General features: G+C 69.1%; 21 protein-coding genes. 15 read left to right on the top strand and 6 right to left on the bottom strand.

Annotated features, from left to right (window positions below; translation table 11 throughout):
- Nucleotides 1–384: 384 nt before the first annotated feature.
- Complete coding sequence (locus MFF55_RS14055) at nt 385–861, bottom strand: response regulator (RefSeq protein ID WP_238244729.1); 477 nt, start codon at nt 859–861, stop codon at nt 385–387.
- Nucleotides 862–874: 13 nt separating this feature from the next.
- Nucleotides 875–2098: a PAS domain-containing protein gene (locus MFF55_RS14050; RefSeq protein ID WP_238244728.1), complete on the bottom strand. Its 1224-nt coding sequence runs from the start codon at nt 2096–2098 to the stop codon at nt 875–877.
- Between the two features lie 866 nt (nt 2099–2964).
- Between MFF55_RS14050 and MFF55_RS14045 the strand changes: the two genes are divergently transcribed.
- From MFF55_RS14045 to MFF55_RS14030, 4 genes are read left to right on the top strand one after another with little or no spacing between them, the layout of a single operon-like run.
- On the top strand, nt 2965–3999 hold the full coding sequence (locus tag MFF55_RS14045) for an ABC transporter substrate-binding protein (protein ID WP_238244727.1): 1035 nt from the start codon (nt 2965–2967) through the stop codon (nt 3997–3999).
- A gap of 13 nt (nt 4000–4012) precedes the next feature.
- Nucleotides 4013–4909, top strand: coding sequence for an ABC transporter ATP-binding protein (locus MFF55_RS14040; protein ID WP_238244726.1), 897 nt, complete (start codon nt 4013–4015; stop codon nt 4907–4909).
- Entirely contained in the window at nt 4906–5778 is an 873-nt protein-coding gene (locus tag MFF55_RS14035) for an ABC transporter permease (protein ID WP_238244725.1), read from the top strand. Before MFF55_RS14040 ends, MFF55_RS14035 begins: the two co-directional genes overlap by 4 nt.
- A 22-nt stretch (nt 5779–5800) precedes the next feature.
- Complete coding sequence (locus MFF55_RS14030) at nt 5801–7120, top strand: LLM class flavin-dependent oxidoreductase (protein ID WP_238244724.1); 1320 nt, start codon at nt 5801–5803, stop codon at nt 7118–7120.
- A gap of 201 nt (nt 7121–7321) precedes the next feature.
- Here MFF55_RS14030 and MFF55_RS14025 read toward each other — a convergent pair whose 3' ends face one another.
- The gene (locus MFF55_RS14025) at nt 7322–8221 is read right to left on the bottom strand and encodes a LysR family transcriptional regulator (protein ID WP_238244723.1); all 900 of its coding nucleotides are present in this window, start codon (nt 8219–8221) and stop codon (nt 7322–7324) included.
- Nucleotides 8222–8361: 140 nt separating this feature from the next.
- Here MFF55_RS14025 and MFF55_RS14020 point away from each other — a divergent pair, with 140 nt between their 5' ends.
- The 9 genes from MFF55_RS14020 to MFF55_RS13980 all read left to right on the top strand — a co-directional run bounded on the left by MFF55_RS14020 (nt 8362) and on the right by MFF55_RS13980 (nt 18101).
- Nucleotides 8362–8664, top strand: a complete 303-nt coding sequence (locus MFF55_RS14020) for a hypothetical protein (protein WP_238244722.1) — start codon at nt 8362–8364, stop codon at nt 8662–8664.
- Between the two features lie 16 nt (nt 8665–8680).
- On the top strand, nt 8681–9823 hold the full coding sequence (locus MFF55_RS14015; protein ID WP_238244721.1) for an acyl-CoA dehydrogenase family protein: 1143 nt from the start codon (nt 8681–8683) through the stop codon (nt 9821–9823).
- On the top strand, nt 9823–10902 hold the full coding sequence (locus MFF55_RS14010; protein WP_238244720.1) for an enoyl-CoA hydratase/isomerase family protein: 1080 nt from the start codon (nt 9823–9825) through the stop codon (nt 10900–10902). The genes MFF55_RS14015 and MFF55_RS14010 overlap by 1 nt, the downstream gene beginning before the upstream one ends.
- Before the next feature lie 95 nt (nt 10903–10997).
- Nucleotides 10998–11897: a 3-hydroxyisobutyrate dehydrogenase gene (mmsB, locus tag MFF55_RS14005; protein WP_238244719.1), complete on the top strand. Its 900-nt coding sequence runs from the start codon at nt 10998–11000 to the stop codon at nt 11895–11897.
- Nucleotides 11897–12670: an enoyl-CoA hydratase gene (locus tag MFF55_RS14000; protein WP_238244718.1), complete on the top strand. Its 774-nt coding sequence runs from the start codon at nt 11897–11899 to the stop codon at nt 12668–12670. The genes mmsB and MFF55_RS14000 overlap by 1 nt, the downstream gene beginning before the upstream one ends.
- Nucleotides 12671–12748: 78 nt before the next feature.
- A complete protein-coding gene (locus MFF55_RS13995; protein WP_238244717.1) occupies nt 12749–14473 on the top strand; it encodes an AMP-binding protein in 1725 nt (574 codons plus the stop codon).
- A gap of 128 nt (nt 14474–14601) precedes the next feature.
- Nucleotides 14602–16089: an aldehyde dehydrogenase family protein gene (locus MFF55_RS13990; protein WP_238244716.1), complete on the top strand. Its 1488-nt coding sequence runs from the start codon at nt 14602–14604 to the stop codon at nt 16087–16089.
- A 61-nt stretch (nt 16090–16150) separates the two neighbouring features.
- Nucleotides 16151–17314 (top strand): acetyl-CoA C-acyltransferase, encoded by a 1164-nt coding sequence (locus MFF55_RS13985; protein ID WP_238244715.1) that lies wholly within the window; start codon nt 16151–16153, stop codon nt 17312–17314.
- 25 nt (nt 17315–17339) lie between these two features.
- Entirely contained in the window at nt 17340–18101 is a 762-nt protein-coding gene (locus MFF55_RS13980) for an SDR family NAD(P)-dependent oxidoreductase (protein ID WP_238244714.1), read from the top strand.
- Nucleotides 18102–18347: 246 nt separating this feature from the next.
- Here the strand turns inward: MFF55_RS13980 and MFF55_RS13975 are convergent, their stop codons facing one another.
- Together MFF55_RS13975 and MFF55_RS13970 are read right to left on the bottom strand one after the other, a co-directional pair.
- Nucleotides 18348–18815 (bottom strand): 5' nucleotidase, NT5C type, encoded by a 468-nt coding sequence (locus MFF55_RS13975; protein ID WP_238244713.1) that lies wholly within the window; start codon nt 18813–18815, stop codon nt 18348–18350.
- Nucleotides 18816–18859: 44 nt separating this feature from the next.
- Nucleotides 18860–20440 carry a caspase family protein gene (locus tag MFF55_RS13970; protein WP_238244712.1) on the bottom strand — a complete coding sequence of 527 codons (1581 nt, stop codon included), beginning with the start codon at nt 20438–20440 and terminating at the stop codon, nt 18860–18862.
- Between the two features lie 50 nt (nt 20441–20490).
- Between MFF55_RS13970 and MFF55_RS26990 the strand changes: the two genes are divergently transcribed.
- The gene (locus MFF55_RS26990; protein WP_306421428.1) at nt 20491–21234 is read left to right on the top strand and encodes a thiol-disulfide oxidoreductase DCC family protein; all 744 of its coding nucleotides are present in this window, start codon (nt 20491–20493) and stop codon (nt 21232–21234) included.
- Here MFF55_RS26990 and MFF55_RS13960 read toward each other — a convergent pair.
- Nucleotides 21226–22245, bottom strand: a complete 1020-nt coding sequence (locus MFF55_RS13960) for a fumarylacetoacetate hydrolase family protein (protein ID WP_238244711.1) — start codon at nt 22243–22245, stop codon at nt 21226–21228. The genes MFF55_RS26990 and MFF55_RS13960 overlap by 9 nt on opposite strands.
- 566 nt (nt 22246–22811) lie before the next feature.
- On the opposite strand from MFF55_RS13960, the gene MFF55_RS13955 reads away from it, so the two are divergent.
- On the top strand, nt 22812–23123 hold a 312-nt coding region (locus MFF55_RS13955; RefSeq protein WP_238244710.1), incomplete at its 3' end, for a polysaccharide deacetylase family protein.

Genomic DNA, 23123 nt, shown 5'->3' with positions numbered 1-23123 from the left:
TCGAGGAAGCGACGCGGCTGCTCCTCGACGACCAGGGAGGCGTAGAGCCTCTTCAGCTCCGAGCCGAGGTGATCCTGCACCTGCCGAGAGATCTCGTGCGTCGAAGATGGCGATCCGTGATCTGTCCGAGACAGCACCGTATCGACTTGGTCAGCTTGCATCGCCTCATCCGCGTCCTCGCTCCAGGACGTCTCCAGGGTCATCCGGGAGATTGCGTCGGAGCGGCTGGCGTTCAAATGCGAGGCGCCTTTTAACGAAGCGTGTTGCCGATCATCGACAAAGAGGCATGCGCACAAACGGCTGGCTATACGCTAATTGATCAAGGCACCCAGCACCCAATCTTAGTGTGTTGTGGCTGCGCACGGGATGCAGATCGATTTTGGATTAGTTGATCAATCGCTTGCTGGAGGCCAAGTCGTTCTGGGGTCCCTCACCTGTGCTCGCGACATCGGAGGTACTCAGCGGCTCACAGGACGATCCAAGCTCCAGGCATTGTGGGGGCGCAGTTGCGATGGGCTGATGCGCGAGAACGAGCTTCAGGAAGCGAAGGGCGGCGACCAAGCCAGCGCCAGTGAAGGGTTTGCCGATCACCCCACACGCCCCGGCTAGGTCGGCGGGCAGCGCGGATCGATTGGCGGTCATGAACACCACCATTCCGCCATGAGTGATGATGTGCTTGGCGACCGCGATGCCCGTCGCACCATCGAGAAGCTGCAGGTCGACCAGAGCAAGATCGGGACGGTGTGCATCAGCGAGCGCGATGGCCTCGCTCCCCCGGATCGCGTGCCCGGCCACACGCATCCCGGCGTCCTCGATCGCGATCTCGATGTCGAGGGCAACAAGCGTCTCGTCCTCGACCACCAGGACCGTGGGTTCAGTGTCTGCCAATGACGTGCCCACCATCTGAACTGAGGTCGGTGAGACTGCCGCTGTGGTCCGGTTCGGCGCAGGGCATTGTCACTCGGACCAGCGTGTGGGCATCGCCCTCACACCAATCGATGCGAGCATCCAGTTGACGAGCAAGCAAGGCCAGGATGCTGCCGGCCGTTGAACGGCGCGTGTCGTCCTTCTCGCGAGCCGAGTAGCCGTCGTCGGCAATCGAAAGCTTGAACTGCCGCTCGCCACCCTCGCGCATCGCGTGCAAGCCGAGCTTCAGGGATCCTCTCCGACCTTGGTAGGCGTAACGCATCGCCGCTCCCACCAGCTCGTTGACGAACAGCGCCACGGGGCCTGCCTTCGCGGACGTGACGCTGACGGGCTCGGTGTTGAAGACGAGCCTGATGTCGGACCTGCCTGATTGAAGCTGGTGATCCTCGACGATGTTGCGAACGAACTCGGAGACGTCGAAGCAGCCGATGCTGTCCTCGTTGTAGAGCTTGCGATGGACCAGGCCGAGAGCGTGGAGGCGGACCCGGATGGCCTCCAAGGCTTCATGCTCCAACTCGCTCGCACGATGGCGCTTCTCTAAGTTCACCAGCGAGATCATCAGCTGCAGGTTGTTCTTCACCCGGTGGTCGAGTTCGGTCAGCAGCTTCGTTCGGGTCTCCAGGGTCTGCATTAGGGCAGCCGTGCGGTCGTCCACCTGCCCTTCGAGCATGCTCTTGGCCTGGGCGAGTTCGCTGGCCAAGCGCTCCATACCCTGCTCGCGCTCCTTGCGTTCTGTCACGTCGAGCTGCGAGGCGAAGAAGTGGGAGATCTCGCCCTCGCGGTCCAGCACGGGCGAGACGAAGAGAGAGTTCCAGAACGGGGTGCCGTCCCGCTTGTAGTTCAAGATCTCGATGTGGAGATCCTGGTTGTTTTCCACGTATTCGCGGATTTGCATGCGATGCCGTGGGTCCGTGTCGACTCCTTGCAGGAAGCGGCAGTTCCGACCGATGCACTCGCTTTCCTCGTAGCCCGTCAGGCTGCAGAACGCCTGATTGACGTAGACGATCGGGTTGTCGTCGAGATGCGGGTCGGTGATGATCATGGCCATGCGCGTGGCACGCACGGCTGCGGCAAACGGGTCGCCGGCAGGGGCGTGCTCGGCCCACAACTCAGAACCTGCTGCACGTGCTCGGACGATAGCAGCGATGTCGTCCTCTTTGTCGTCCGACATAAGCAGCCTTGATCGAAGTTCGCTCGGCAACGGCACCCAAGGAGGAGGGTTCCGGAAAGCAGCGCCATTTGAATAGGATTGTTACGGTTAGGGCCTCGGGGGCCAGCCTTTCTCGACTTGACGGCGCAGCTCTGTTCACGAGTTCCTGACACCGCCTGCTGAATGGCCGTCCTGCTGATTTGCTACCAAAAGCGATCAGTTGCGCTTCTGTCGCCCGGGTTATAGGCGTCCGTTCTACCAGGCTGCCCAGAAGCGGACGTTCTGAAGGTCCGACAAGGGTCGAAAGCTGCCGCGTAAACGGCCGAGCTGCTTGAGTTCGGACCTAGGTCCAAGGCCGGGACGGCGGTTCGACCGTGGCCTGATCGGCGCAGCCACGCAGGGGCCGGCGGGTCGCTCACCCCGCTCAGGCTGACCCGGAACGCCCCATCCCCGCAGGCGGGAGGATCCGGCCAGTCCGCGCCTGCGCCGCCCGATCCTTGAAATCCTCGGCCTGAAGGCCGAGGTTAACGTCCATCGCCCCAGCGTAAAGCATGCGAACCGATCGATAGCGATCCGCTGGCGGCAGGAAGGGTGTCGGATCAGAGCCCTTGGGCTTCCGATAAAGAGAACAAACCTTCCCGCCCCGAGGGCAATCGCCGCCGGGGCGGCCGACCTTCTGCCTGCTACTCACACGAAGTCTCGCGAGATCTCAGCGATCCGGAGATTTTCCTCCGCCTCTCGCTCTTCGGAGATGCAATAACTCCCGAACTCTCGTTCTTTAAAACGAACGTTTTATTGACCTGACCGGGAAGCGAGGGCAGTTTTACGGCTCGCGGTCGGGCGCGGTCCACCCCCGCGCCGGCCACACTCGCACCACCGAGGTTCCCATGACGCCCAAGCGACGCAGCCTGTTCTCGCGCAGGCAGGCCGCCGCGCTGCTGGGAGGTCTCGCCCTCGCGGGCGCCGGGCTCGGCCCGGTCGCGGCGGCGGAGGGGCAGCTTCGGATCGCCAAGCAGTTCGGCGTCGTCTACCTGCTCCTCAACGTCGCCGAGGACCAGGGCCTGATCGAGAAGCACGGCCGGGCGGCCGGCATCGACATCAAGGTCGAGCACGTGCAGCTCTCGGGCGGCTCGGCCGTGAACGACGCGCTGCTGTCGGGCAACATCGAGGTTGCCGGCGCCGGCGTCGGGCCGCTCTTCACCCTGTGGGACCGCACCCGCGGCCGGCAGAACGTCAGGGGCGTCGCCTCGCTCGGCAACTTTCCCTACTACCTCGTCAGCAACCGCGCCGAGGTGAGGTCGATCGCCGACTTCACCGACAAGGACCGCATCGCCCTGCCGGCGGTGGGCGTCTCGGTGCAGGCGCGCATCCTGCAATGGGCCTCCGCCAAGCTCTGGGGCGACAAGGACTTCGCCCGGCTCGACCGGATCAGCGTCGCGCTCCCGCATCCGGAGGCGGCCGCCGCGATCATCAAGGGCGGCACCGAGATCACCGGCCATTTCGGCAACCCGCCCTTCCAGGAGCAGGAGCTCGCCGAAAACCCGAACGCCCGGATCGTCCTGAACTCCTACGAGGTCCAGGGCGGGCCCGCCTCCTCGACCGTGCTCTACGCCACCGAGAGGTTCTACAAGGACAGCCCGAAAACCTACGCGGCCTTCGTCGACGCTCTCGACGAGGCGGCGAAATTCATCACCGCCAATCCGGAGAAGGCCGCCGACATCTACATCAAGGCGACGAACAGCCGGATCGACCGCGCGCTCCTGCTCAAGGTGATCAAGAACCCCGAGGTCACCTTCAAGATCGAGCCGCAGAACACGCTCGGGCTCGGCCAGTTCATGCACCGCGTCGGCGCGATCAAGAACGAGCCCAAGGCGCTCGAGGAATACTTCTTCGTCAATCCGCGCGTCGCGGCGGGCAGTTGAGCGGGCCTTGGACATGACCCTGGTCGTCACGCGCGACGACCAGGCCGCGGACGCGTGGAGGCCGTCGCCCCGGTCGATCCAGGAGCGGCCCGAGGCGCCGCCGCCAGGGCCCGCCGCCCTGCCGGCGCCGCTGCTGCAGGTCTCCGGCGTCAGCCTGGAGTACCGCACGCCGGAGCGCGTCGTGCGCGCCACGCACCGGATCGACCTCGACGTCTACGCCGCCGACCGCTTCGTGCTGCTCGGCCCCTCGGGCTGCGGCAAGTCCACCCTTCTCAAGGCAATCGCCGGCTTCCACGCTCCGATCGAGGGCGCGATCACCCTGGACGGCGCGCCCGTGCGCGGCCCGGGGCCGGACCGCCTCGTCGTCTTCCAGGAGTTCGACCAGCTGCCGCCCTGGAAGACGGTCGCCCAGAACGTCGCCTTCCCCCTGCGGGCCGCCAAACTGCTCGGCCGCCGCGAGGCCGAGGAGCGGGCCCGCCACTACATCGACAAGGTCGGGCTCACGCGCTTTTCCGACAGCTACCCGCACCAGCTCTCGGGCGGCATGAAGCAGCGCGTCGCCATCGCCCGGGCGCTCGCCGTGCAGCCCAAGATGCTCCTGATGGACGAGCCCTTCGCGGCGCTCGACGCCCTGACCCGGCGCAAGATGCAGGAGGAGCTGCTCGCCCTCTGGGACGAGGTCCGCTTCACGCTCCTTTTCGTCACCCATTCCATCGAGGAGGCGCTGGTGGTCGGCAACCGGGTGGCGCTGCTCTCGCCCCATCCCGGCCGGGTTCGCAGCGAGGTGAACGGCCACGATTTCGACCTGACGAGCATCGGAAGCCGCGACTTCCAGGCCGCCGTCCAGGGCCTGCATCGCCGCCTGTTTGAGGACGGACCCGAGCCCGACGCCGGGCCACGCCCGCGATGAACCAGCCCCTCGTCCCGCCGATCCGCCCGGAATACGACCGGGTGCTCGCGCCCTTCGTGGAGGCGCCGGTCGAGCGCGTGCTGCCGCTCTCCACGCGCCTCTGGCAGCAGGATTGGCTGCGCAAGGGCCTGATCCTCGCCGTGCTGGCGCTGGCCTGGGAGGGCCTCGCCCGCTGGCAGGACAACGACCTCCTCCTGCCCGGCTTCCTCCAGACCCTGTCGGCCCTGGTCGAGGGCCTGGCCAGCGGCGAGCTCCTCGACCGCGTGCGCATCTCGCTGATCGTGCTGGCCCAGGGCTATCTCAGCGGCATCGCGCTCGCCTTCGCCCTCACCACGCTCGCTGTCTCGACGCAGTTCGGCCGCGACCTGCTGTCGACGCTGACCGCGATGTTCAACCCGCTGCCCGCCATCGCCCTGCTGCCGCTGGCGCTGCTCTGGTTCGGGCTCGGCTCCGCCAGCCTCGTCTTCGTTCTGATCCACTCCGTGCTGTGGCCGCTGGCGCTGAACACCTTCGCGGGCTTCCAGGGCGTGCCGGAGACCCTGCGCATGGCCGGGCGCAACTACGGCCTCAAAGGCCTTCCCTACGTCCGGCAGATCCTGATCCCGGCCGCGCTGCCGGCGATCCTGTCCGGGCTCAAGATCGGCTGGGCCTTCGCCTGGCGCACGCTCATCGCCGCGGAGCTCGTCTTCGGCGCGGCCTCGGGCCGCGGGGGGCTGGGCTGGTACATCTTCCAGAACCGCAACGAGCTCTATACGGACCGCGTTTTCGCCGGCCTCCTCGTCGTCATCGCCATCGGCCTCATCGTCGAGAACCTCGTCTTCGCGAGCCTGGAGCGCCTGACGGTCCGGCGCTGGGGCATGGTCCGCTGACGCCCCGACACGCAGATCGGTCATGACGCAAGACACCCTTCGCCTCGGCGCCTTCTTCTACGCGACCGGCCACCACGTGGCGGGCTGGCGCCACCCCTCGAGCGAGGCCGATGGCGGGCTCAATCTCGAGCGCTACGTCGGCTGGGCGCGGCGGGCCGAGGCCGCCAAGTTCGACCTCGTCTTCCTGGAGGACGGCACCGGCATCCGCGACACCAGCCTGCGCTCGAGCGAGCGCACGGCGCGCTCGGCTCATTTCGAGCCCGTGACCCTGCTCTCGGCGCTCGCCGCGGTCACGAGCCGGATCGGCCTCGTCGCGACGACCTCGACGAGCTTCAACGAGCCCTACAACGTCGCCCGCCGCTTCGCCTCCCTCGACCACCTGAGCGGCGGCCGGGCCGGCTGGAACCTCGTCACCTCCGCGACCGACGCCGAGGCCGCCAATTTCGGCCACGACCGGATCGCGCTCCACGCCGACCGCTACGAGCGCGCGGAGGAGTTCGTCGACGTCGTCCTCGGCCTCTGGAACACCTGGGACGACGGCGCGGTGATCATCGACCGGGCGAGCGGCCAGTTCTCGAAGCCGGACGGCTTCCGGCCGATCGACCACAAGGGCAGGCATTTCGAGGTCCGCGGCCCCCTCAACATCTCGCGCACGCCGCAGGGCCAGCCCGTGCTCGTCCAGGCCGGCTCCTCGGGGCCGGGCAAGGACCTCGCCGCCCGCACCGCCGAGATCGTCTTCACGGCCAACCAGACGCTCGCCGAGGCGGTGGAGTTCTCCGGCGACCTCAGGGAGCGCCTCGCCCGCTTCGGCCGCTCGCGGGACGACCTCAAGATCCTGCCAGGCCTCTTTCCCGTGGTCGGGCGCAGCGAGGCGGAGGCGCGGGCCAAGTTCGAGGCGCTCCAGGACCTGATCGACCCCGTCGTCGGCCTCGCCCTCCTCGAGCGCATGATCGGCGGCTTCGACCTCTCCGCCTACGATCCCGACGGGCCCGTGCCGGAGCTGCCCGAGGCCAACGGCGCCAAGTCGCGCCAGCAGCTCATGTTCGACCTCGCCCGCCGCGAGGGCCTGACCTTGCGCCAGCTCTACCTGCGGATCGCGGGCGCCCGCGGCCATTCGCAGATCGTCGGCACGCCGGCCCAGATCGTGGACGAGATGGAGGCCCGCTTCCGCGCCGGAGGCGCAGACGGCTTCAACATCATGCCGGCCACCCTGCCCGGCGGCCTCGACGACTTCATCGAGCTCGTCCTGCCGGAACTGCGCCGCCGCGGCCTGTTCCGCCAGGATTACGAGGGCCGGACGCTGCGCGGGCATCTCGGCACCCGTCCCGGCTCAGGTCGCTGAGGGCGGACGGATAGGGCAAGCTGGGGTGACGGATTTGTCGGGGCCTTTGCGGATGAAGACCAAGGCGCGACACCGTTCCCACCGCCTGGCATTCAGCGTAGGGCGCCGAGGAGTACCTGCCTGGTGAGACGCTGTGCGGCCCATCCAAGCGTCATTTCGGAATACAAGATCCATCGAGCGAGATTGGCTGATTTTCAGTATTCAACGACGATGAGGCACGAAAAGACTTTTGTTCTTCTCGATATGATCGACGATGAAGGATGAAACCTCTCGAATATGAGCGGCGTTGCGATGGTCTTCGTGTATGAGCATGTGAAAAGATCTGGTGAGCGATATTCTTTCCGGAAGGATCGGCACCAGTTCAGGGTGTAGGGATGCAATGAAATGTGGCAGAACGCAGAGGCCGGCTCCCGAAAGGGTTGCGTATAGCTGAGCTAGAAGATTTGTGCTCCGAAATTTGCAGGTAATGTTGTCGCCAATTTCCTGTAGATAGTTCAGTTCCTTCGCAAAAATCATATCCTCGACGTATCCGACGAACGGATGAGATATCAGCGCTTTATGATTTGTGATTGGGTCAAATTTACCGAGATATTCTTCAGACGCGTAAATGAACAGAGTATAATCCGTTAATCGTCGGGATATCAGGCGGCTTTGTTTGGGGCTGGATAAGCTGATAGCGATGTCTGCTTCGCGTCGTGAGAGGCTAAAGATGCGCGCCGTCGCCAGTATCTCGACGGCGATGTTGGGATATCGAAGGGCGAGAAGATGCAGGCGTGGAGCCAAGAAGACGCTGCCTAACCCGTCCGGTGCGCCGATGCGGACCGTGCCGGCAATCGAGGTCGCCTCGTCCTCCATCGCGCTCGTTCCAAGGAACGCACCTTCCATCGCCTCTGCCGTAGCGAGAAGCTTCACGCCCGCATCGGTGAGCGCATAGCCGAGGTTGCTCCGGGAAAACAAAGTTCGATTGAGGCTCTTCTCCAAAGCCTGAATCCGTCGAGACACAGTGGTGTGCTCAGTACGGGTCTGTTGTGCCGCTGCCGTCAACGTGCCGGCCCGTGCAACCGCCAGGAAGAAGCGCAGGTCGTCCCAGTTCCTAGCCATCTTCCGTTTTCCCCGGCCCCTTCTGAGAGGGCGCTGTGCATTATTGCACAGGCACTGCGCATTGATGCGCCTTGTCTGGGGCGGTTGCGCCGGTAATCCTGCCCCTCAAGATCGAGAGGGAGCTCCGGGGTCAGGCGCGAATGTCCAGCGTTGAGCACGATGTCGAAGGCTGCGGGCTCGCGAAGGTGGGGGAGCGTCGCGGCGAGGCGATCTTTCCCGCGCTCGGCGAGGTCCGGACGCGGGTGGTTCCTGCCGGACCGGCAATTCCGTGCCGGTGTGTCGATCGCGAGGCGAATCCTCGAATCCGCCGTGAGTGGCTGGACGCTCCGGGACGTCGCCTGCAGGCACGGAACGCGATGTTTCTTTCCGCCGAGGGGGTGACGCAACGCTGGCTGCCCGGCTTCGAGGGCGGCGCGGCGTTCCCCATTCCTGCCCTGCGCTGAGGACGGTGCCGCCGCCATGGACTTCAGTCTGAGCGACGATCGGTCGGCGATCCGTGAGATGGCGGAGGCCTTTTCGGCCGAGCACATGGCCCCGTTCGCCGTCGAGTGGGACGAGAACAGGCACTTCCCGGTCGAGACGCTGCGCGCCGCCGCGGCGCTGGGCATGGCGGGCATCTATGTGGGGGAGGAGCACGGCGGCTCGGGGCTCGGGCGTTTTGAGGCCGTGCTGATCTTCGAGGCGCTCTCGAAGGGCTGTCCGACGGTCGCGGCCTTCCTGTCGATCCACAACATGTGCGCCTGGATGGTCGACGCCTACGGTGACGCGGACCAGCGCGCCCGCTGGGTCCCGGCGCTCGCGCGCATGGAGGGCATCGCGAGCTACTGCCTGACCGAGGCGGCCTCGGGTTCGGACGCCGCGGCCCTGCGCACCCGCGCGCGGCGCGAGGGCGATCACTACGTTCTCGACGGCGAGAAGCAGTTCATCTCGGGCGCGGGGGCAAGCGACCTCTACGTCGTGATGGCGCGGACCGGCGGCGAAGGCCCGGACGGCATCTCGGCGATCCTCGTCGAAAAGGACACGCCCGGCCTCTCCTTCGGCGCCAACGAGCGCAAGATGGGCTGGAACGCCCAACCGACCCGGGCCGTGCGCTTCGACGGCGCGCGCGTTCCGGTCGAGAACCTCGTCGGCACGGAGGGACAGGGCTTTCGCATCGCCATGGCCGGGCTCGACGGCGGACGGCTCAACATCGCCGCCTGCTCGCTCGGTGGGGCGCAGGGCGCCCTCGACCGCACCCTCGCCTACATGGCCGACCGGCGCGCCTTCGGCCGGGTGCTCACCGATTTCCAGGCCCTCCAGTTCCGGCTCGCCGACATGGCGACCGATCTCGAGGTCTCCCGCGCCTTCCTGCGCCATGCCGCTAGCGCGCTTGACGCGAAGGCGCCGGAGGCGACGAAGCTCTGCGCCATGGCCAAGCGCCACGTGACGGACGCCGCCTTCGATGTCGCCAACGACGCCCTGCAGCTCCACGGCGGCTACGGGTACCTGACCGAGTACGGCATCGAGAAGATCGTCCGGGATCTGCGGGTGCATCAGATCTTGGAGGGCACCAACGAGATCATGCGGCTGATCGTGGCCCGCCACCTCATTGGGGGCCGGTGATGGACGAGGTCATCGTCGAGACGGCCGGGCGCCTCGGCCGCCTCCGCCTCAACCGCCCGAAGGCCTTGAACGCGCTGACCCACGGCATGGTCGGGCTCATCGATGCGGCCCTCGACGCCTTCGCCGCGGACGCGGACATCGCCTGCGTGCTGCTGACCGGCGAGGGCGAGCGCGGGCTCTGCGCCGGCGGCGACGTGCGCTCGCTCTACATGAGCGAGGGGACGGCCTTCGCGGAAAAGTTCTGGCGGGACGAGTACCGCCTCGATGCCCGCATCGCCCGCTACGAGAAGCCCTTCGTGGCGGTGATGGACGGCATCACCATGGGCGGCGGCGTCGGGCTCGCAGGCCATGCCCGGCACCGCGTCGTCACCGAGCGCTCGCGGGTGGCGATGCCCGAGACCGGGATCGGCTACCTGCCGGATGTCGGCGCCACCTGGCTCCTGCCGCGGGCGCCGGGCGAGACCGGCACCTATCTCGGCCTGACCGGCGCGCCGATGGGAGGCGCCGACGCGATCCACGCAGGGTTCGCCGACGCGCTGGTCCCCGTCTCCGCCCTGCCTCCGCTGATTGAGGCCCTGTCGGAGCTGCCCGGACGGGCCGGCGACGAGGAGGTGGCCGCGGCCATCCGGGCACGGGGGATCGACCCTGGACCTGCCGGATTGGCGGCGCAACGAGCGGTGATCGACCGCTGCTTCGCCTTCGACACGATGGCCGAGATCGTCTCAGCCCTGGAAACGAACGGGTCGGACTTCGCAAGAACCGCGCGTGCGACGCTCGGTGAGAAGGCGCCCGCCAGCCTCGTCCTCACCCTGGCGCTGCTGCGGCGCGGGCGTGACGCCCCGGACCTCGAAGCGTGCCTCGAGCACGAGTTCCACGCCTCGCTCGCCATGCTCGCCGAGGGCGATTTCCGCGAGGGCGTGCGCGCCGCGGTGATCGACAAGGACCGCAGCCCGCGCTGGTCGCCCGCGACGCTCGCCGAGGTCGATCCGGACCGGATCGCCCGCTGGCTGGAGCCGCGCGCGGCACCGGTCTTCCCGCACCCTCGAAACCACGGCGGGGCCGCCGCACTTCGACGCTGAGGCTCGTTCAATCCCGCCTCGGGACGAGGCGAGCGGGCAACCGAGACAAGACAAGTCGAGCGGGGAAACCTCGCCGAACGCATTGGGAGGATCGCGTGGCGCAGATCATCGGGTTCATCGGGCTCGGCAACATGGGCGGGCCGATGGCGGCCAACCTCGTGCGAGCGGGGCACCGGGTGCAGGGCTTCGACCTCGCCGCGGCCTCGCTCAACGCCGCGGGCGATGCTGGGGTCACGGTGGTGGGGTCCCCCGTCGAGGCCGCGGAGGGGGCCGACATCGTCGTCACGATGCTGCCGGCGGGCCGGCACGTGATCGAGGTCTGGGGCGAGATCGCGGCGACCGTACCGCCCGGCACGCTTCTGATCGATTCCTCGACCATCGACGTCGAGAGTGCGCGCAGGGCCCACGCGCTGGCCGAGGCACGGGGATGCTCCTCGATCGACGCCCCGGTCTCCGGCGGCACCGGCGGCGCCAAGGCCGGGACGCTGACCTTCATGGCCGGCGGTGCGGCGGAGGCCTTCGCCCGGGCCGAGCCGGTCCTGAAGGCGATGGGCAAGGCCGTCTTCCATTGCGGCGAGGCCGGCGCCGGCCAGGCCGCCAAGATCTGCAACAACATGATCCTCGGCATCTCGATGATCGGCGTGTGCGAGGCCTTCGCCCTGGCCGAGAAGCTCGGGCTCTCGCGCCAGGCCCTCTACGACGTGGCCTCGGTCTCGTCCGGGCAGTGCTGGTCGCTGACGAGCTACTGCCCCGTCCCGGGCCCGGTCCCGGCCTCGCCGGCCAACAACGACTACCGGCCGGGCTTCGCGGCCGGCCTCATGCTGAAGGACCTGCGCCTCGCGCAGGCGGCGGCCGCGGCGGCGGGCGCCGCGACGCCGCTCGGCGCCGAGGCGGCCCAGCTCTACGCCCTGTTCGACGCGCTCGGCCACGGCGGCGAGGATTTCTCCGCCATCATCCGGATGTTGCGCGGCACTCCTGGGGAAGGGGCGGTCTGATGGCCTACGAGACGATCCTCACGGAGACGCGCGGGCGAGTCCTGCTGATCACGCTCAACCGTCCGAAGGCGCTGAACGCCATCAACGCGCAGCTGACGGCCGAGGTCATCGAGGCCGCGACCGGGGCCGATGCCGACCCCGAAATCGGCTGCATCGTCCTCACCGGCTCGGCCAAGACCTTCGCGGCGGGCGCCGACATCAAGGAGATGCAGGCGGCGGACTATGCCGGGATGTATGCCGGCGACTACTTCGGCGAGTGGGAGCGGTTCACGGCGCTGCGCACCCCGATCATCGCGGCGGTGGCGGGCTACGCGCTGGGCGGCGGCTGCGAGCTCGCCATGATGTGCGACTTCATCCTCGCGGCCGACACGGCGCAGTTCGGCCAGCCCGAGATCAAGCTCGGCGTCATGCCCGGCATCGGCGGCAGCCAGCGCCTGACCCGCTTCGTCGGCAAGTCGAAGGCGATGGAGATGTGCCTGACCGGGCGCATGATGGACGCGGCGGAGGCCGAGCGCGCGGGCCTCGTCTCGCGGATCGTCCCGGCCGACCAGCTCCTGGCCGAGGCGATGAGAACGGCCGAGACGATCGCCGGCATGTCGCTGCCCATCGCCATGATGAACAAGGAGGCGGTCAACCGCGCCTACGAGACGACGCTGAGCGAGGGCGTGCGCTTCGAGCGGCGCGTCTTCCACGCCACCTTCGCCACGCAGGATCAGAAGGAAGGCATGGCGGCCTTCGTCGAAAAGCGGCCGGCGGCGTTCAAGCACCGATGAGGCGCCGCTCCGGTACGAACGTGGGCGAAGGCCCGCGCCAAGACGATGCACCGACCTGGGAAGTCACGGAGGACGACAATGCCGACGTTTCGGGAGGCGCGTGATTTTCTCCTCGCCCATCGCACCGATTACGAGGCGGCCTATGAGGGGTTCCGCTGGCCGGAGCCCGCGCCCTTCAACTGGGCCCTCGACTGGTTCGACGCGCAGCTCGCGGCGGACCCCGCCAGCCGCGACCGCCCGGCGCTCCGGATCGTCGATGCCGGCACCGGGGCCGATACCAGCATCAGCTTCGGGCAGATGGCCGTGCGCTCGAACCAGGTCGCCAACTTCCTGCGATCGCTGGGGTTGGGGCGCGGCGACACCCTCCTTCTCGTTCTGGGCAACGATCAGGCGCTCTGGGAGACGATGCTGGCCGCGATGAAGCTCGGCGTCGTCGTCATCCCGGCCACGACGCTCCTCACCGGCGAGGAGCTGGCCGACCGGGTCGAGCGAGGCCGCGCCCGCGCCATCCTGGCGGGCCCCGAGCAGGCCGAGCGGTTCGAGCTGGAGGACGTCCGATCGGCCCTGCGCATCGTGACCGGCGCCGGCGTGCCCGGCTGGACGCGCTACGACGACGCCTTCACGCACGATGCCGACTTCACCCCCGACGGCCCGACCGGCCCCGACGATCCGCTCCTCCTCTACTTCACCTCGGGAACGACCGCGAAGCCGAAGCTCGTCCGTCACACGCACCGGAGCTATCCGGTCGGTGCGCTCTCGACCATGTACTGGCTCGGCCTGCAGCCGGGGGACGTGCATCTCAACGTCTCCTCGCCGGGCTGGGCCAAGCATGCCTGGAGCTCGTTCTTCGCGCCCTGGAACGCGGGGGCGACGATCTTCGTCTTCAACCAGACTCCCTTCAACGCCGCCGCCCTGATCGGGGTCCTGGCGCGGTGCGAGGTCACCACGCTCTGCGCGCCGCCGACCGTCTGGCGCATGGTGATCCAGCAGGATCTCACCGCACCCGGCCTGGTGCTCCGCGAGGTCTGTGCGGCGGGCGAACCGCTCAACCCCGAGGTGATCGACCGGATCAAGGAGGCCTGGGGCATCACGATCCGCGACGGCTACGGGCAGACGGAGACGACCGCTCAGGTCGCGAACACGCCCGGGCAGGCCGTGAAGGTCGGCGCGATGGGACGGCCGCTCCCCGGCTATCGCGTCCGCGTGCTCGATCCGGACGACCAGACCGCGCAGGAGGGGCAGGTCTGTCTCGCCCTCGGCGACGACAGGCCCGCGGGTCTCATGCAGGGCTATCAGGACGACGATGGCGGCGCGGTGCCGGTCGAGGGAGCGTTCTACCGGACCGGCGACGTCGCCTTTCAGGACCAGGATGGAACCCTCACCTTCGTCGGCCGCGCCGACGACGTCTTCAAGTCGTCGGGCTACCGCATCAGCCCCTTCGAGCTCGAGAGCGTGCTCATCGAGCACGACGCCGTCGCCGAGGCCGCGGTGGTGCCCGCACCCGATCCCGTCCGCTCGAGCGTGCCAAAGGCCTATGTCTCGCTGCGCGCCGGCGTCGATCCGAGCCGTGAGACGGCGCTTGCGATCTTCCGGTTCACGAACGGCCGCCTGGCTTCCTACAAGCGCCTTCGTGCCCTGGAATTCGTCTCGGAGCTGCCCAAGACCATCTCGGGCAAGATCCGTCGCGTGCAGCTCCGCCGCCTGGACGTCGAGGGCCGACGAGCGGATGCGGGCCGAGACGGCGTCTTCCTGCAATCCGACTTCCCGGAGCTGCGCTCCGCCGACCAGGGTGCGAAGACCTAGCGCGTCGAGCGATCCCGGACGGCGCGGGGCCGCGAGCCTCGGGCGGCCGCGCATCCGATGAACACGACCCGAGGACGCCGCCCCGGCAGCGTCCAGGCCGCCACCTCAGAAACCAAGCGGAGACGCACGTGACCCAGGCCGCGAAGACGACAGCCGAAACCGAACTGCGCCGCCAACCCATGCTGATCGGCGGGCAATGGGTCTGGGCGGCCTCCGGCAAGACGATCGCGATCGAGAATCCCGGCCGGCGCCAGGCCTTCGCCGAGGTTCCGCGCGGGGGCGAGGCCGATGTCGACCGGGCCGTGGGAACGGCGCTCGCCGCGTTCTCGACCTGGCGCAAGGTCCAACCCCGCGAGCGCGGCCTCATGCTCCTGCGGATCGCCGACGACATCGATCGGCGCAGCGAGGAGCTCGCGCGGACCATCGCCGAGGAGACCGGCAACGCCCTGCGGACCCAGGCGAGGCCGGAGGTCCAGATCGCCGTCGCCATGTTCCGCTATTTCGGCGGCCTGGCCGGCGAGATGAAGGGCGAGACCCTGCCGCTCGGGCACGATCTCCTGAGCTTCACCCAGCGCGAACCGCTGGGCGTCGTCGCCGCGGTCATCCCCTGGAACGCGCCTCTCATGCTCGCGAGCGTGAAGATCGCGCCGGCGCTCTGCGCCGGCAACACCATGGTGATGAAGACCGCCGAGGACGCACCGCTTGCCGTGCTGATGCTCGCCGAGATCTGCCAGAATCACCTGCCGCCCGGCGTCCTGAACATGCTGAGCGGGACGGGCCCCGAATGCGGCGCCCCGCTCCTGCACCACCCGGCGGTCGCGAAGCTCTCGTTCACCGGCTCGACCGCGGTGGGCAAGCTCGTCATGGAGGCGGCCGCCAAGCGCGTCCTGCCCGTCTCGCTCGAGCTCGGGGGGAAGAGCCCCTCCATCGTGTATCCGGACGCGGACGAGGATTGGGTGATCGACGGCATCATCGCGGCGATGCGCTTCACGCGTCAGAGCCAGTCCTGCACCGCCGGCTCGCGCCTGTTCCTCCACCGCAAGATCTACGACGGCTTCCTCGAGCGTCTCGTCGCCAAGACCTCGCAGCTTCGCATCGGCGATCCCCTGGACGAGGCCTCGGATATCGGCGCCATCATCAACGAGCGCCAGTTCACCAAGGTCTGCGGCTACGTCCAGGACGGCCTCGACCAGCCCGGCTCCCGGCTGGTCATGGGCGGCCTTCCGGACAAGGAGGGCCCGCTCAGCCAGGGCTACTTCATGCGGCCCACGGCCTTCGCCCAGGCCGACAACGACTGGCGCCTGGCGCGCGAGGAGATCTTCGGGCCCGTGCTCGTGGCCATCCCCTGGGAGGACGAGGAGACGGTGATCCGGATGGCGAACGACACGCATTACGGCCTCGCGGCCTATATCTGGACGCACGATCTCGGCCGCGCCATGCGGGCGGCCCGCGACGTCGAGGCGGGCTGGGTGCAGGTCAACCAGGGGATCGGGCAGCTCCCGGGGCAATCCTACGGAGGCTACAAGCAGAGCGGGCTCGGACGCGAGTTCTCCCTCGCGGCCATGCTCGACAGCTACACGCAGGTGAAGAACATCACCGTCAATCTCGCGCGGTAGGGTCCGGGGCCGCGAAACCGGTCCGCGCCCGGAACAGGGCGCATCGCAGGGAGGAGCAGGGATGCAGGCGGACCCCATCGTCGTGGCGGCTGCCGCGCGCACACCGCTGGGTGCGTTCCAGGGCGAGCTCAAAGGCTTTGCGGCGACGGACCTCGGCGCCGCGGCGATCCGTGCCGCGGTCGGACGCGCCGGCCTCGGGGCCGACGCCGTCTCGGAGGTCGTGATGGGCTGCGTTCTTCCCGCCGGTCTCGGTCAGGCGCCGGCGCGGCAGGCGGCGCTCGGGGCCGGCCTCTCGGAGGCGACGCCCTGCGCCACCCTCAACAAGGTCTGCGGCTCGGGCATGAAGGCGATCATGCTCGGCCACGACATGATCGCGACGGGCTCGGCCGACGCAGTCGTCGCCGGCGGCATGGAATCGATGTCGAACGCGCCCTACCTCCTCGACAAGGCGCGCGCCGGCCAGCGCCTCGGCCACGGCCGCCTCCTCGACCACATGTTCCTCGACGGGCTGGAGGACGCCTACGAAAGCGGCCGCCTCATGGGCGCCTTCGCGGAGGACACCGCCCAGCATTACCAGTTCACCCGCGACGCCCAGGACGCCTATGCGCTGGAATCGCTCGCCCGCGCCCGGCGCGCGGCGGAGGCCGGCGCCTTCGACGGGGAGATCGTCCCGCTCGGTCCGGACATGGCCTCGGACGAAGGCCCGCGCAGGGCCCGGCCCGACAGGATCTCGACGCTGAAGCCCGCCTTCCGCCCGGATGGCACCGTGACGGCCGCGAATGCCTCCTCGATCTCCGACGGGGCCGCGGCGCTCGTGCTGACGCGGATGTCGGGGGCCGAGCGCACCGGCCATGCGCCGCTGGCCGTCATCCGCGGTCACGCCAGCCACGCCGCGGCGCCGGCCTGGTTCTCGACGGCGCCGATCGGCGCGATCACCAAGCTGATGGAGAGGCTGGGCTGGTCCGTCGACGACGTGGATCTCTTCGAGATCAACGAGGCCTTCGCCGTCGTGACCATGGCGGCGATGCGCGACCTCGGCCTGCCCCACGACAGGGTGAACGTCCATGGCGGCGCCTGCGCGCTCGGCCACCCCATCGGCGCGTCCGGGGCCCGCATCGTCGTGACCTTGCTGGCGGCCCTGGCGCGGAACGGCGGACGCCGGGGCATCGCCTCGCTCTGCATCGGAGGCGGCGAGGCCACGGCGCTCGCCGTCGAACGGATCTGACGGACGCCTGATCCAGGAGGGCTTCATGAACGTTCACGGCGTCGCGGCGATCGTCACGGGCGCCGCCTCCGGATTGGGGGCCGCGACCGCCCGGGCTCTCGCGGCGGCGGGCGCCAGGGTCGCTCTCCTCGACCTCAACGCCGAGGCGGCGGCCGCGATCGCGCGGGAGATCGGCGGGATCGGGCTGGCCTGCGACGTCGCCGATGCGGGAAGCGCCGAGGCTGCCGTCTCGCGCGCGGCGGACGCGCACGGCGCGGCCCGACTCCTGGTCAATTGCGCGGGCATCTGCCCGGCCGCGAGGGTGGTGGGCCGCCACGGGCCGGCCTCCCTCGACGCCTTTTCCCGGGTCGTCCAGGTCAACCTGGTCGGGACCTTCAACATGATCCGGCTCGTGGCGGCGGGCACGGCGGGCCTCGACCCGCTGGCGGACGGGGAACGCGGCGTCATCGTGTCGACGGCCTCCATCGCCGCCTACGAGGGGCAGATCGGGCAGGCGGCCTACGCCGCGTCCAAGGCCGGTGTCGTCGGACTCACCCTGCCGGTCGCGCGCGAACTCGCCCCGCTCGGCATCCGCGTCTGCGCCATCGCACCGGGCCTGTTCGAGACGCCGATGGTCCAGGGCCTGCCGCAGGACGTCCAGGACAGCCTCGGCACCGCCGTGCCGTTCCCCTCGCGGCTCGGCCGTCCCGACGAGTACGCCCGCCTCGTCCTCGCCATCCTGGCCAACCCCATGCTCAACGGCGAGACCATCCGCCTCGACGGCGCATTGCGCATGCCGGCGCGGTGAAGGCGAGCATCCCGATCCGCGTCGGGCTCGGGCACGCCTGAGGCCTCTCCGCCCTGTTCCCGCCCTCCAACGGCGTTCCCGACGGCGGCGGAGTCGAGGACGGCACAATCGTCATGCCAGACCTCTCGGCATCGGCTTCGAGGGCAGGGCCGACCCGATCACGGTCATGCGCGGCCCTGCCGAGCAGACCGGCGAACGGGGGCGGATGTCCAGGCGGCAGATTCGGGTCTCACCGACGACGCGGGTTCACAGGAAGCCACGCTCCCGCAAGTGCCGGATCGAATCGGACGCCATCCTGTGATGGATGAACACGCCGCCGGCGCCCTCCCAGAGGGATCGGTACTTGTCGCGATCATCGACGAGGGCGTCGCCAGGCCGGCAATGCTCGCGCTTGAGCGCCGCGCTCGTGGTGATCACCCTGGTCCCGGGGAAGTGACGGGCCGCCCATTGCCGCTTCTGGGGCTCGGCCCAGTTCCCGCGCGGCAGGCCGGTGAGGATCACGGGGTTCAGGTGGCGGACGGCCGCGAACAGCTCCATCGCATCCGGAAGCGGATCGAGACTGCCGAAGAAGTCCGGGGCGGCGGCCAGGGCGCTCCAGAAGCGCCTGAGGCCGAAGCGCTGCTCGTACGCGGCCGGGAGCATCCCGAAGACCTGGGCGGCGCCCTTGTCGAAATCGGCCAGGACGCCGTCGCAATCGAGGAAAACAGTCGTCATCGGCGCGCCTTGATCGAAACGGGTGGGGAAGTGTTCGGGCGGCCCTAGCGGCAGCAGGCGATGTAGCGGCTCGACGCCCAGCCCACCTCGCCGCTCTCGAGCCGGACCTGGCTCCAGGCGCCCTGGCGGCCGATCACGACGAGGCGCGTGTCGGGTCCCATCTTCAGGATCCGGTATCCCCGCCCCGCCGGCTCGCTGCGGAGCGCGAGCCAGTTGTCGCCGGCCGGGTCGAGACCCACGAGGTACGCCGTGCCGCCTTGCGGCTGCGGAGCCCTGGCCGCGACGGAATCCCTGGGCATCGGCCGCGCTGACGGCAGCTGCGGCGCGGCGCCGAGATATCCCTCGGCGAGGGAACGGTAGGCGCACACGGCGCCGCAGCCTGCGAGGTACTCGTCGTACCGCCCGAGCCTGCTGAGCCGCTGCCAGTTGGCCTCGTCGACTGCCCGCTGCTGCTGACGATGTCCGCCGAGCAGCTGGTTCATGGCCGCATCGCGGTGGCGGCAGCGCGGCTCGCATCGCGCGACGTAGCGTTCGAGGGCCTCGCGCCCGCCGTCGCGGCTTGCCTCGCGCCAGCGCGCGTCGTCCTCAGCCGCCTCCACCAACGGGCGGACGGCCGCGACCGGCGCGCGGACGGGAAGGACGAGCTCCGCCTCGTCGATCTCGGGCATCTGCTCGCGACCGCTGTCGCGGCGGGCGGCCTCGCGCACCGCCTCGCGGACATAGCTGCGCAACTCGCCCCAGCGCAGCGGCGCGTCGGGCGGGCTCCCCGAGGGGCGGGCGAGGCCCGCCGCCCCCATCAGCAGTCGGGTCGTGAAGAGGCCGAGGCGCGCCTCCCGGTCCCAGTTCGCGGGAGTCGCGCCCGACGTCGCGACGAGCTTGAGCAGTCCCGCCGGGTCCTTCGGCTTCGCCGGTGCGAAGCCCGGCGCGGAGACGGCGAGCAGGCTCTCGCCCCGTCGGCCCGTCTCGCCCGTGAAGCAGGCGTCGATGACGACGATGACGTGCCGGTCGGGTCCGACCTTGCGCTTGAGCAGGCCGAGGTTGGCGTAGAGCGTCTCGAGCCGGTAGCCCGTCTCGCCCTGAGCCGGGTTGCCGTCCTGGGGCAGGAGAAAGGGCTCCTTCGTCGAGAGATCCGGCACGCCGTGGCCGGAGAAGTAGACGAAGACGTTCGACCGGCCCGGAACCGCCTGCCGCCAGAGGCGGCCGTCCTGGGGATTGCGTTCGCTCCCCAGCGCCTGGTTGAGTTCGCTGAGCGTCGCGTCCTTCAGGACGAGGACGTTCTGCTCGCGATAGCCGAGCGACTGGACGAGGAAGCTCTTGATGGCCTCGGCATCGTTCTGCGCGAAGTCGACCGCGACCGTCTGCCGATAGTTCTGGTTTCCGATCACGACGGCGATCGAATCGGCGTTGTCGGCCAGCATGTCCTGCCGGTGCGATGCGGCGGGTTCGGCCCGCACCGGGAGGCCGGTGCCGAGCAGGATGAGCACGACGGCACCCAGCCGGCGCGCGGCGTCTCCCGGCCGCAAGGCGCGGAGGAACGCGACGGGAGCGCGCCAGGAATTTCGGGCCCGCCTCAGCGCCACGAGCTTTCCCTCCCCAGAGATGTGATGCCGCAGGCCATCACCCATGACTCTTTCCGCCGGCGGCGCCGCGTCTAGTTGGCTCCCTGGAGGCCGGCATGTGGATTCTGATCATCACCATCCTCGTTGTCACCGGTGGCGTCGCGATCCTTGATGCGCCCGCTCGCGCGAGACGCCACGCCACGGAGCGGGCCCTCGTGCTGCGGGCGCTGGCCCGCGCCGGCACGTACGGCACCGAGGCCGGAGTCGCGCGGGCGTTCGATGCCACGCCGCGCGCCTCGGCACGGATCGCCCGCGGCCAGCTTACCGCACTGGAGGAGGATGGTGCGGTCCTCGCCTCTTGGAGCGGGACGGGTGCGAACCGCTCGCGCCGCTACCGGCTCCTGGTCGATGTGCCCCTCGACGACGCGCCCTGCGAGCCGGACGGTGCCCGGAGGCTCACCGTCTACCATGACGGGGGATGCCCCCTCTGCGCGACCGAGATCGCGCTCTACAAGCGGGCCCGCGGCGCGGGCGCCCTGACCTTCGTGGACGCCGCCGAGGGAGCGGGCGACAGTCTCGCCGCAGACCTCCCGCGCGAGGCGGCGCTGGCACGGTTCCACGTTCGGGATGCGTCGGGGCACCTCGTCTCGGGCGCGGCCGCGTTCGCCCTCCTCTGGCTGTCGCTGCCGCGGTGGCGCTGGCTCGGCAGGATCGTCGGCGCTCCGTCCGTACTGCCGCTCGCGGAGCGGGCCTACCAGGCCTTCCTGCCCCTGCGGCCTCACCTGGCGCGCCTCCATCGTCGGCTGCAGGGCCGCGCGGAAGCGCTTCGCTCCAACGGGCCCTGGAGGCGGTCAGGTTAGGGCGAAGCGCAGTTCCCCCAAACCTTCGAGCCGGGAGACGATCGCGTCGCCCGGCTTGAGCCATCGGCGCTCGGCCCGGGGGATCTTCTCCCCGAAGATCACGCCGTGGGGCGTGCCGGTGTAGAAGACGTCGCCGGGCTTGATGGTCATGATCCTGGACGCGAAACTGATCAGCTGACGACAGTTGAAGATCATGTCGTTGGTGTTCCAGTCCTGTCGCACGACGCCGTTGACGAGGGTTTCGAGCCTCAGATTGTTCGGGTCCTTCACGAGGTCGCTGCTGACCAGGTAGGGTCCGAGTGGCGCGAAGCCGTCGCTCGTCTTGCCGATCATGAACTGCGACGTCAGCGTCTGCAGGTCACGGGCACTGAAATCGTTCCCGGTGGCGTAGCCCGCCACGTAGTTCAGGGCGTCGGCCTCGGAGACGTCGCGGCACTCGCGCCCGAAGACCATCACGAGTTCCGTCTCGTAGTCGAACTCCCGGGCGACGGCGGTCGGCAGCTTGATCGTGCCGCCGTGATGATTGAGGGCGTTGTTGAACTTGTTGAAGAGCGGCGGGTCCTTGGGGACGGGCGTGCCGGTCTCCGCGGCATGCTGACGGTAGTTGAAGCCCATCATGATGATCTTCTCGGGCCGGGTGACCACCGGCGCGAAGATCACCTTGTCCTCGGGAATGAGCAGGCCGGGATCCGGCCGCTCCCCGATGGCGTTCATCAGGGCCTTCACCTGATTGCCCCTGCCGCCCTGGAGCAGGTCGTCCATGTCGGCGGGTGCGGGCAAGCCGAGCGAGCGCCCGGCCGCAGTGAGATCGAGGAAGCCGCCCTGGACCTTCACGCCCAGGGCGTAGCCATCGTCACGGCGCATGTTCGCCAAGATCACACCCTGCGGCATGGCGAAGTCCGCCCCTGCTCCCCGTCCGGGTGCATCCGCTCTCGCAGGGGCATCGCCCAGTGAGGCGGCCGCCACGCCGGCGGCCGTCGCCTTCAGGAAGTCGCGTCTGTCCCCGGCCATCGGATTCTCCTCGCCTGTCACCCGCGGCTCTCGGCGCCGCGTTCGGTCCGTGTCGCCGAGACGATGCGCGCCGCCCGGCAGGCTGGCCCACTTCCACCGCAGGTTGACGCACCTCGCGGAAGGGTCCTGTCGGAAACAAAGCTTCGGGCGGGTGGAAAGTTCAGGCGCGCGACGAGGCCCGATCGTCGATCCAGGCGTTGGTTCGAGCGTCGGTCTCGGGTGACCGTTCGGCGTTCTTCGTATCCGAGGGCGCCTCCGCCGGGCCGCGACCGGACGGGAGGTCAGCGGGGCCGGTGGCGATGGCGCGGCTTGTGCGTCGGCTTGGGCCCATCGTCATGGTCTCGGCGGAGTCGGGGTGTCGTCGACATGCTCGCCGAGAAGCCCCGCGCCCGAGGTGCCTTGGCCCATCCAGGAGGTTCGCGTGTTGCCATCTCCCCTTCGCCCTCGCGCGCCGCGGGGAACGCGTCGGCGCTGCCGCGGCCAAGCACGCCACCTCCGCGCGAACAGGGTTTCCACGGCGACCATGATGAAATTCCACGGCAACGAGCCGGCCTAGGGAGAGCAGCATGCCAAAGGAGATCTTCGTCGCCTTCAGCATCCACGTCGACGCGGTCGCGGGATGGCTCGGCTCCTACCAGGGCGAGGACAGCCCGGGGGACATCTCGCGCGGCGTCTTCGCCGCGGAGGTCGGCGTGCCGCGCTTGCTGCGGCTCTTCGAGCGTTTCGGCCTGAAGCAGTCGTTCTTCATCCCCGGCCACTCCGTGGAATCGTTCCCGCGGGAGATGGAGGCCGTGGTCCGCCACGGGCACGAGGTCGGGCTGCACGGCTACAGCCACGAGAACCCCCTGGCGCGACATCGCCAGGGGGTTCTCGTGGCT

Origin of the sequence: Methylobacterium iners, assembly GCF_022179305.1 — a bacterium.
Taxonomy (GTDB): Bacteria; Pseudomonadota; Alphaproteobacteria; order Rhizobiales; family Beijerinckiaceae; genus Methylobacterium; species Methylobacterium iners.
The sequence above is the reverse complement of the archived record's forward strand: the minus strand, read 5'-3'. Positions and strand labels throughout refer to the sequence as shown.

What these genes read in the sequence shown, in the direction of transcription:
- MFF55_RS13995 (WP_238244717.1), top strand. Translation starts at nt 12,749, where the DNA reads ATGCCGACGTTTCGGGAGGCGCGTGATTTTCTCCTCGCCCATCGCACC.
- MFF55_RS14000 (WP_238244718.1), top strand. Translation starts at nt 11,897, where the DNA reads ATGGCCTACGAGACGATCCTCACGGAGACGCGCGGGCGAGTCCTGCTG.
- MFF55_RS13975 (WP_238244713.1), bottom strand. Translation starts at nt 18,815, where the DNA reads ATGACGACTGTTTTCCTCGATTGCGACGGCGTCCTGGCCGATTTCGAC.
- MFF55_RS14030 (WP_238244724.1), top strand. Translation starts at nt 5,801, where the DNA reads ATGACGCAAGACACCCTTCGCCTCGGCGCCTTCTTCTACGCGACCGGC.
- MFF55_RS14045 (WP_238244727.1), top strand. Translation starts at nt 2,965, where the DNA reads ATGACGCCCAAGCGACGCAGCCTGTTCTCGCGCAGGCAGGCCGCCGCG.
- MFF55_RS26990 (WP_306421428.1), top strand. Translation starts at nt 20,491, where the DNA reads ATGTGGATTCTGATCATCACCATCCTCGTTGTCACCGGTGGCGTCGCG.
- MFF55_RS14010 (WP_238244720.1), top strand. Translation starts at nt 9,823, where the DNA reads ATGGACGAGGTCATCGTCGAGACGGCCGGGCGCCTCGGCCGCCTCCGC.
- MFF55_RS13985 (WP_238244715.1), top strand. Translation starts at nt 16,151, where the DNA reads ATGCAGGCGGACCCCATCGTCGTGGCGGCTGCCGCGCGCACACCGCTG.
- MFF55_RS14015 (WP_238244721.1), top strand. Translation starts at nt 8,681, where the DNA reads ATGGACTTCAGTCTGAGCGACGATCGGTCGGCGATCCGTGAGATGGCG.
- MFF55_RS13960 (WP_238244711.1), bottom strand. Translation starts at nt 22,245, where the DNA reads ATGGCCGGGGACAGACGCGACTTCCTGAAGGCGACGGCCGCCGGCGTG.
- MFF55_RS13970 (WP_238244712.1), bottom strand. Translation starts at nt 20,440, where the DNA reads ATGGGTGATGGCCTGCGGCATCACATCTCTGGGGAGGGAAAGCTCGTG.
- MFF55_RS14050 (WP_238244728.1), bottom strand. Translation starts at nt 2,098, where the DNA reads ATGTCGGACGACAAAGAGGACGACATCGCTGCTATCGTCCGAGCACGT.
- MFF55_RS14020 (WP_238244722.1), top strand. Translation starts at nt 8,362, where the DNA reads ATGTCCAGCGTTGAGCACGATGTCGAAGGCTGCGGGCTCGCGAAGGTG.
- MFF55_RS14040 (WP_238244726.1), top strand. Translation starts at nt 4,013, where the DNA reads ATGACCCTGGTCGTCACGCGCGACGACCAGGCCGCGGACGCGTGGAGG.
- MFF55_RS14035 (WP_238244725.1), top strand. Translation starts at nt 4,906, where the DNA reads ATGAACCAGCCCCTCGTCCCGCCGATCCGCCCGGAATACGACCGGGTG.
- MFF55_RS14025 (WP_238244723.1), bottom strand. Translation starts at nt 8,221, where the DNA reads ATGGCTAGGAACTGGGACGACCTGCGCTTCTTCCTGGCGGTTGCACGG.
- MFF55_RS13980 (WP_238244714.1), top strand. Translation starts at nt 17,340, where the DNA reads ATGAACGTTCACGGCGTCGCGGCGATCGTCACGGGCGCCGCCTCCGGA.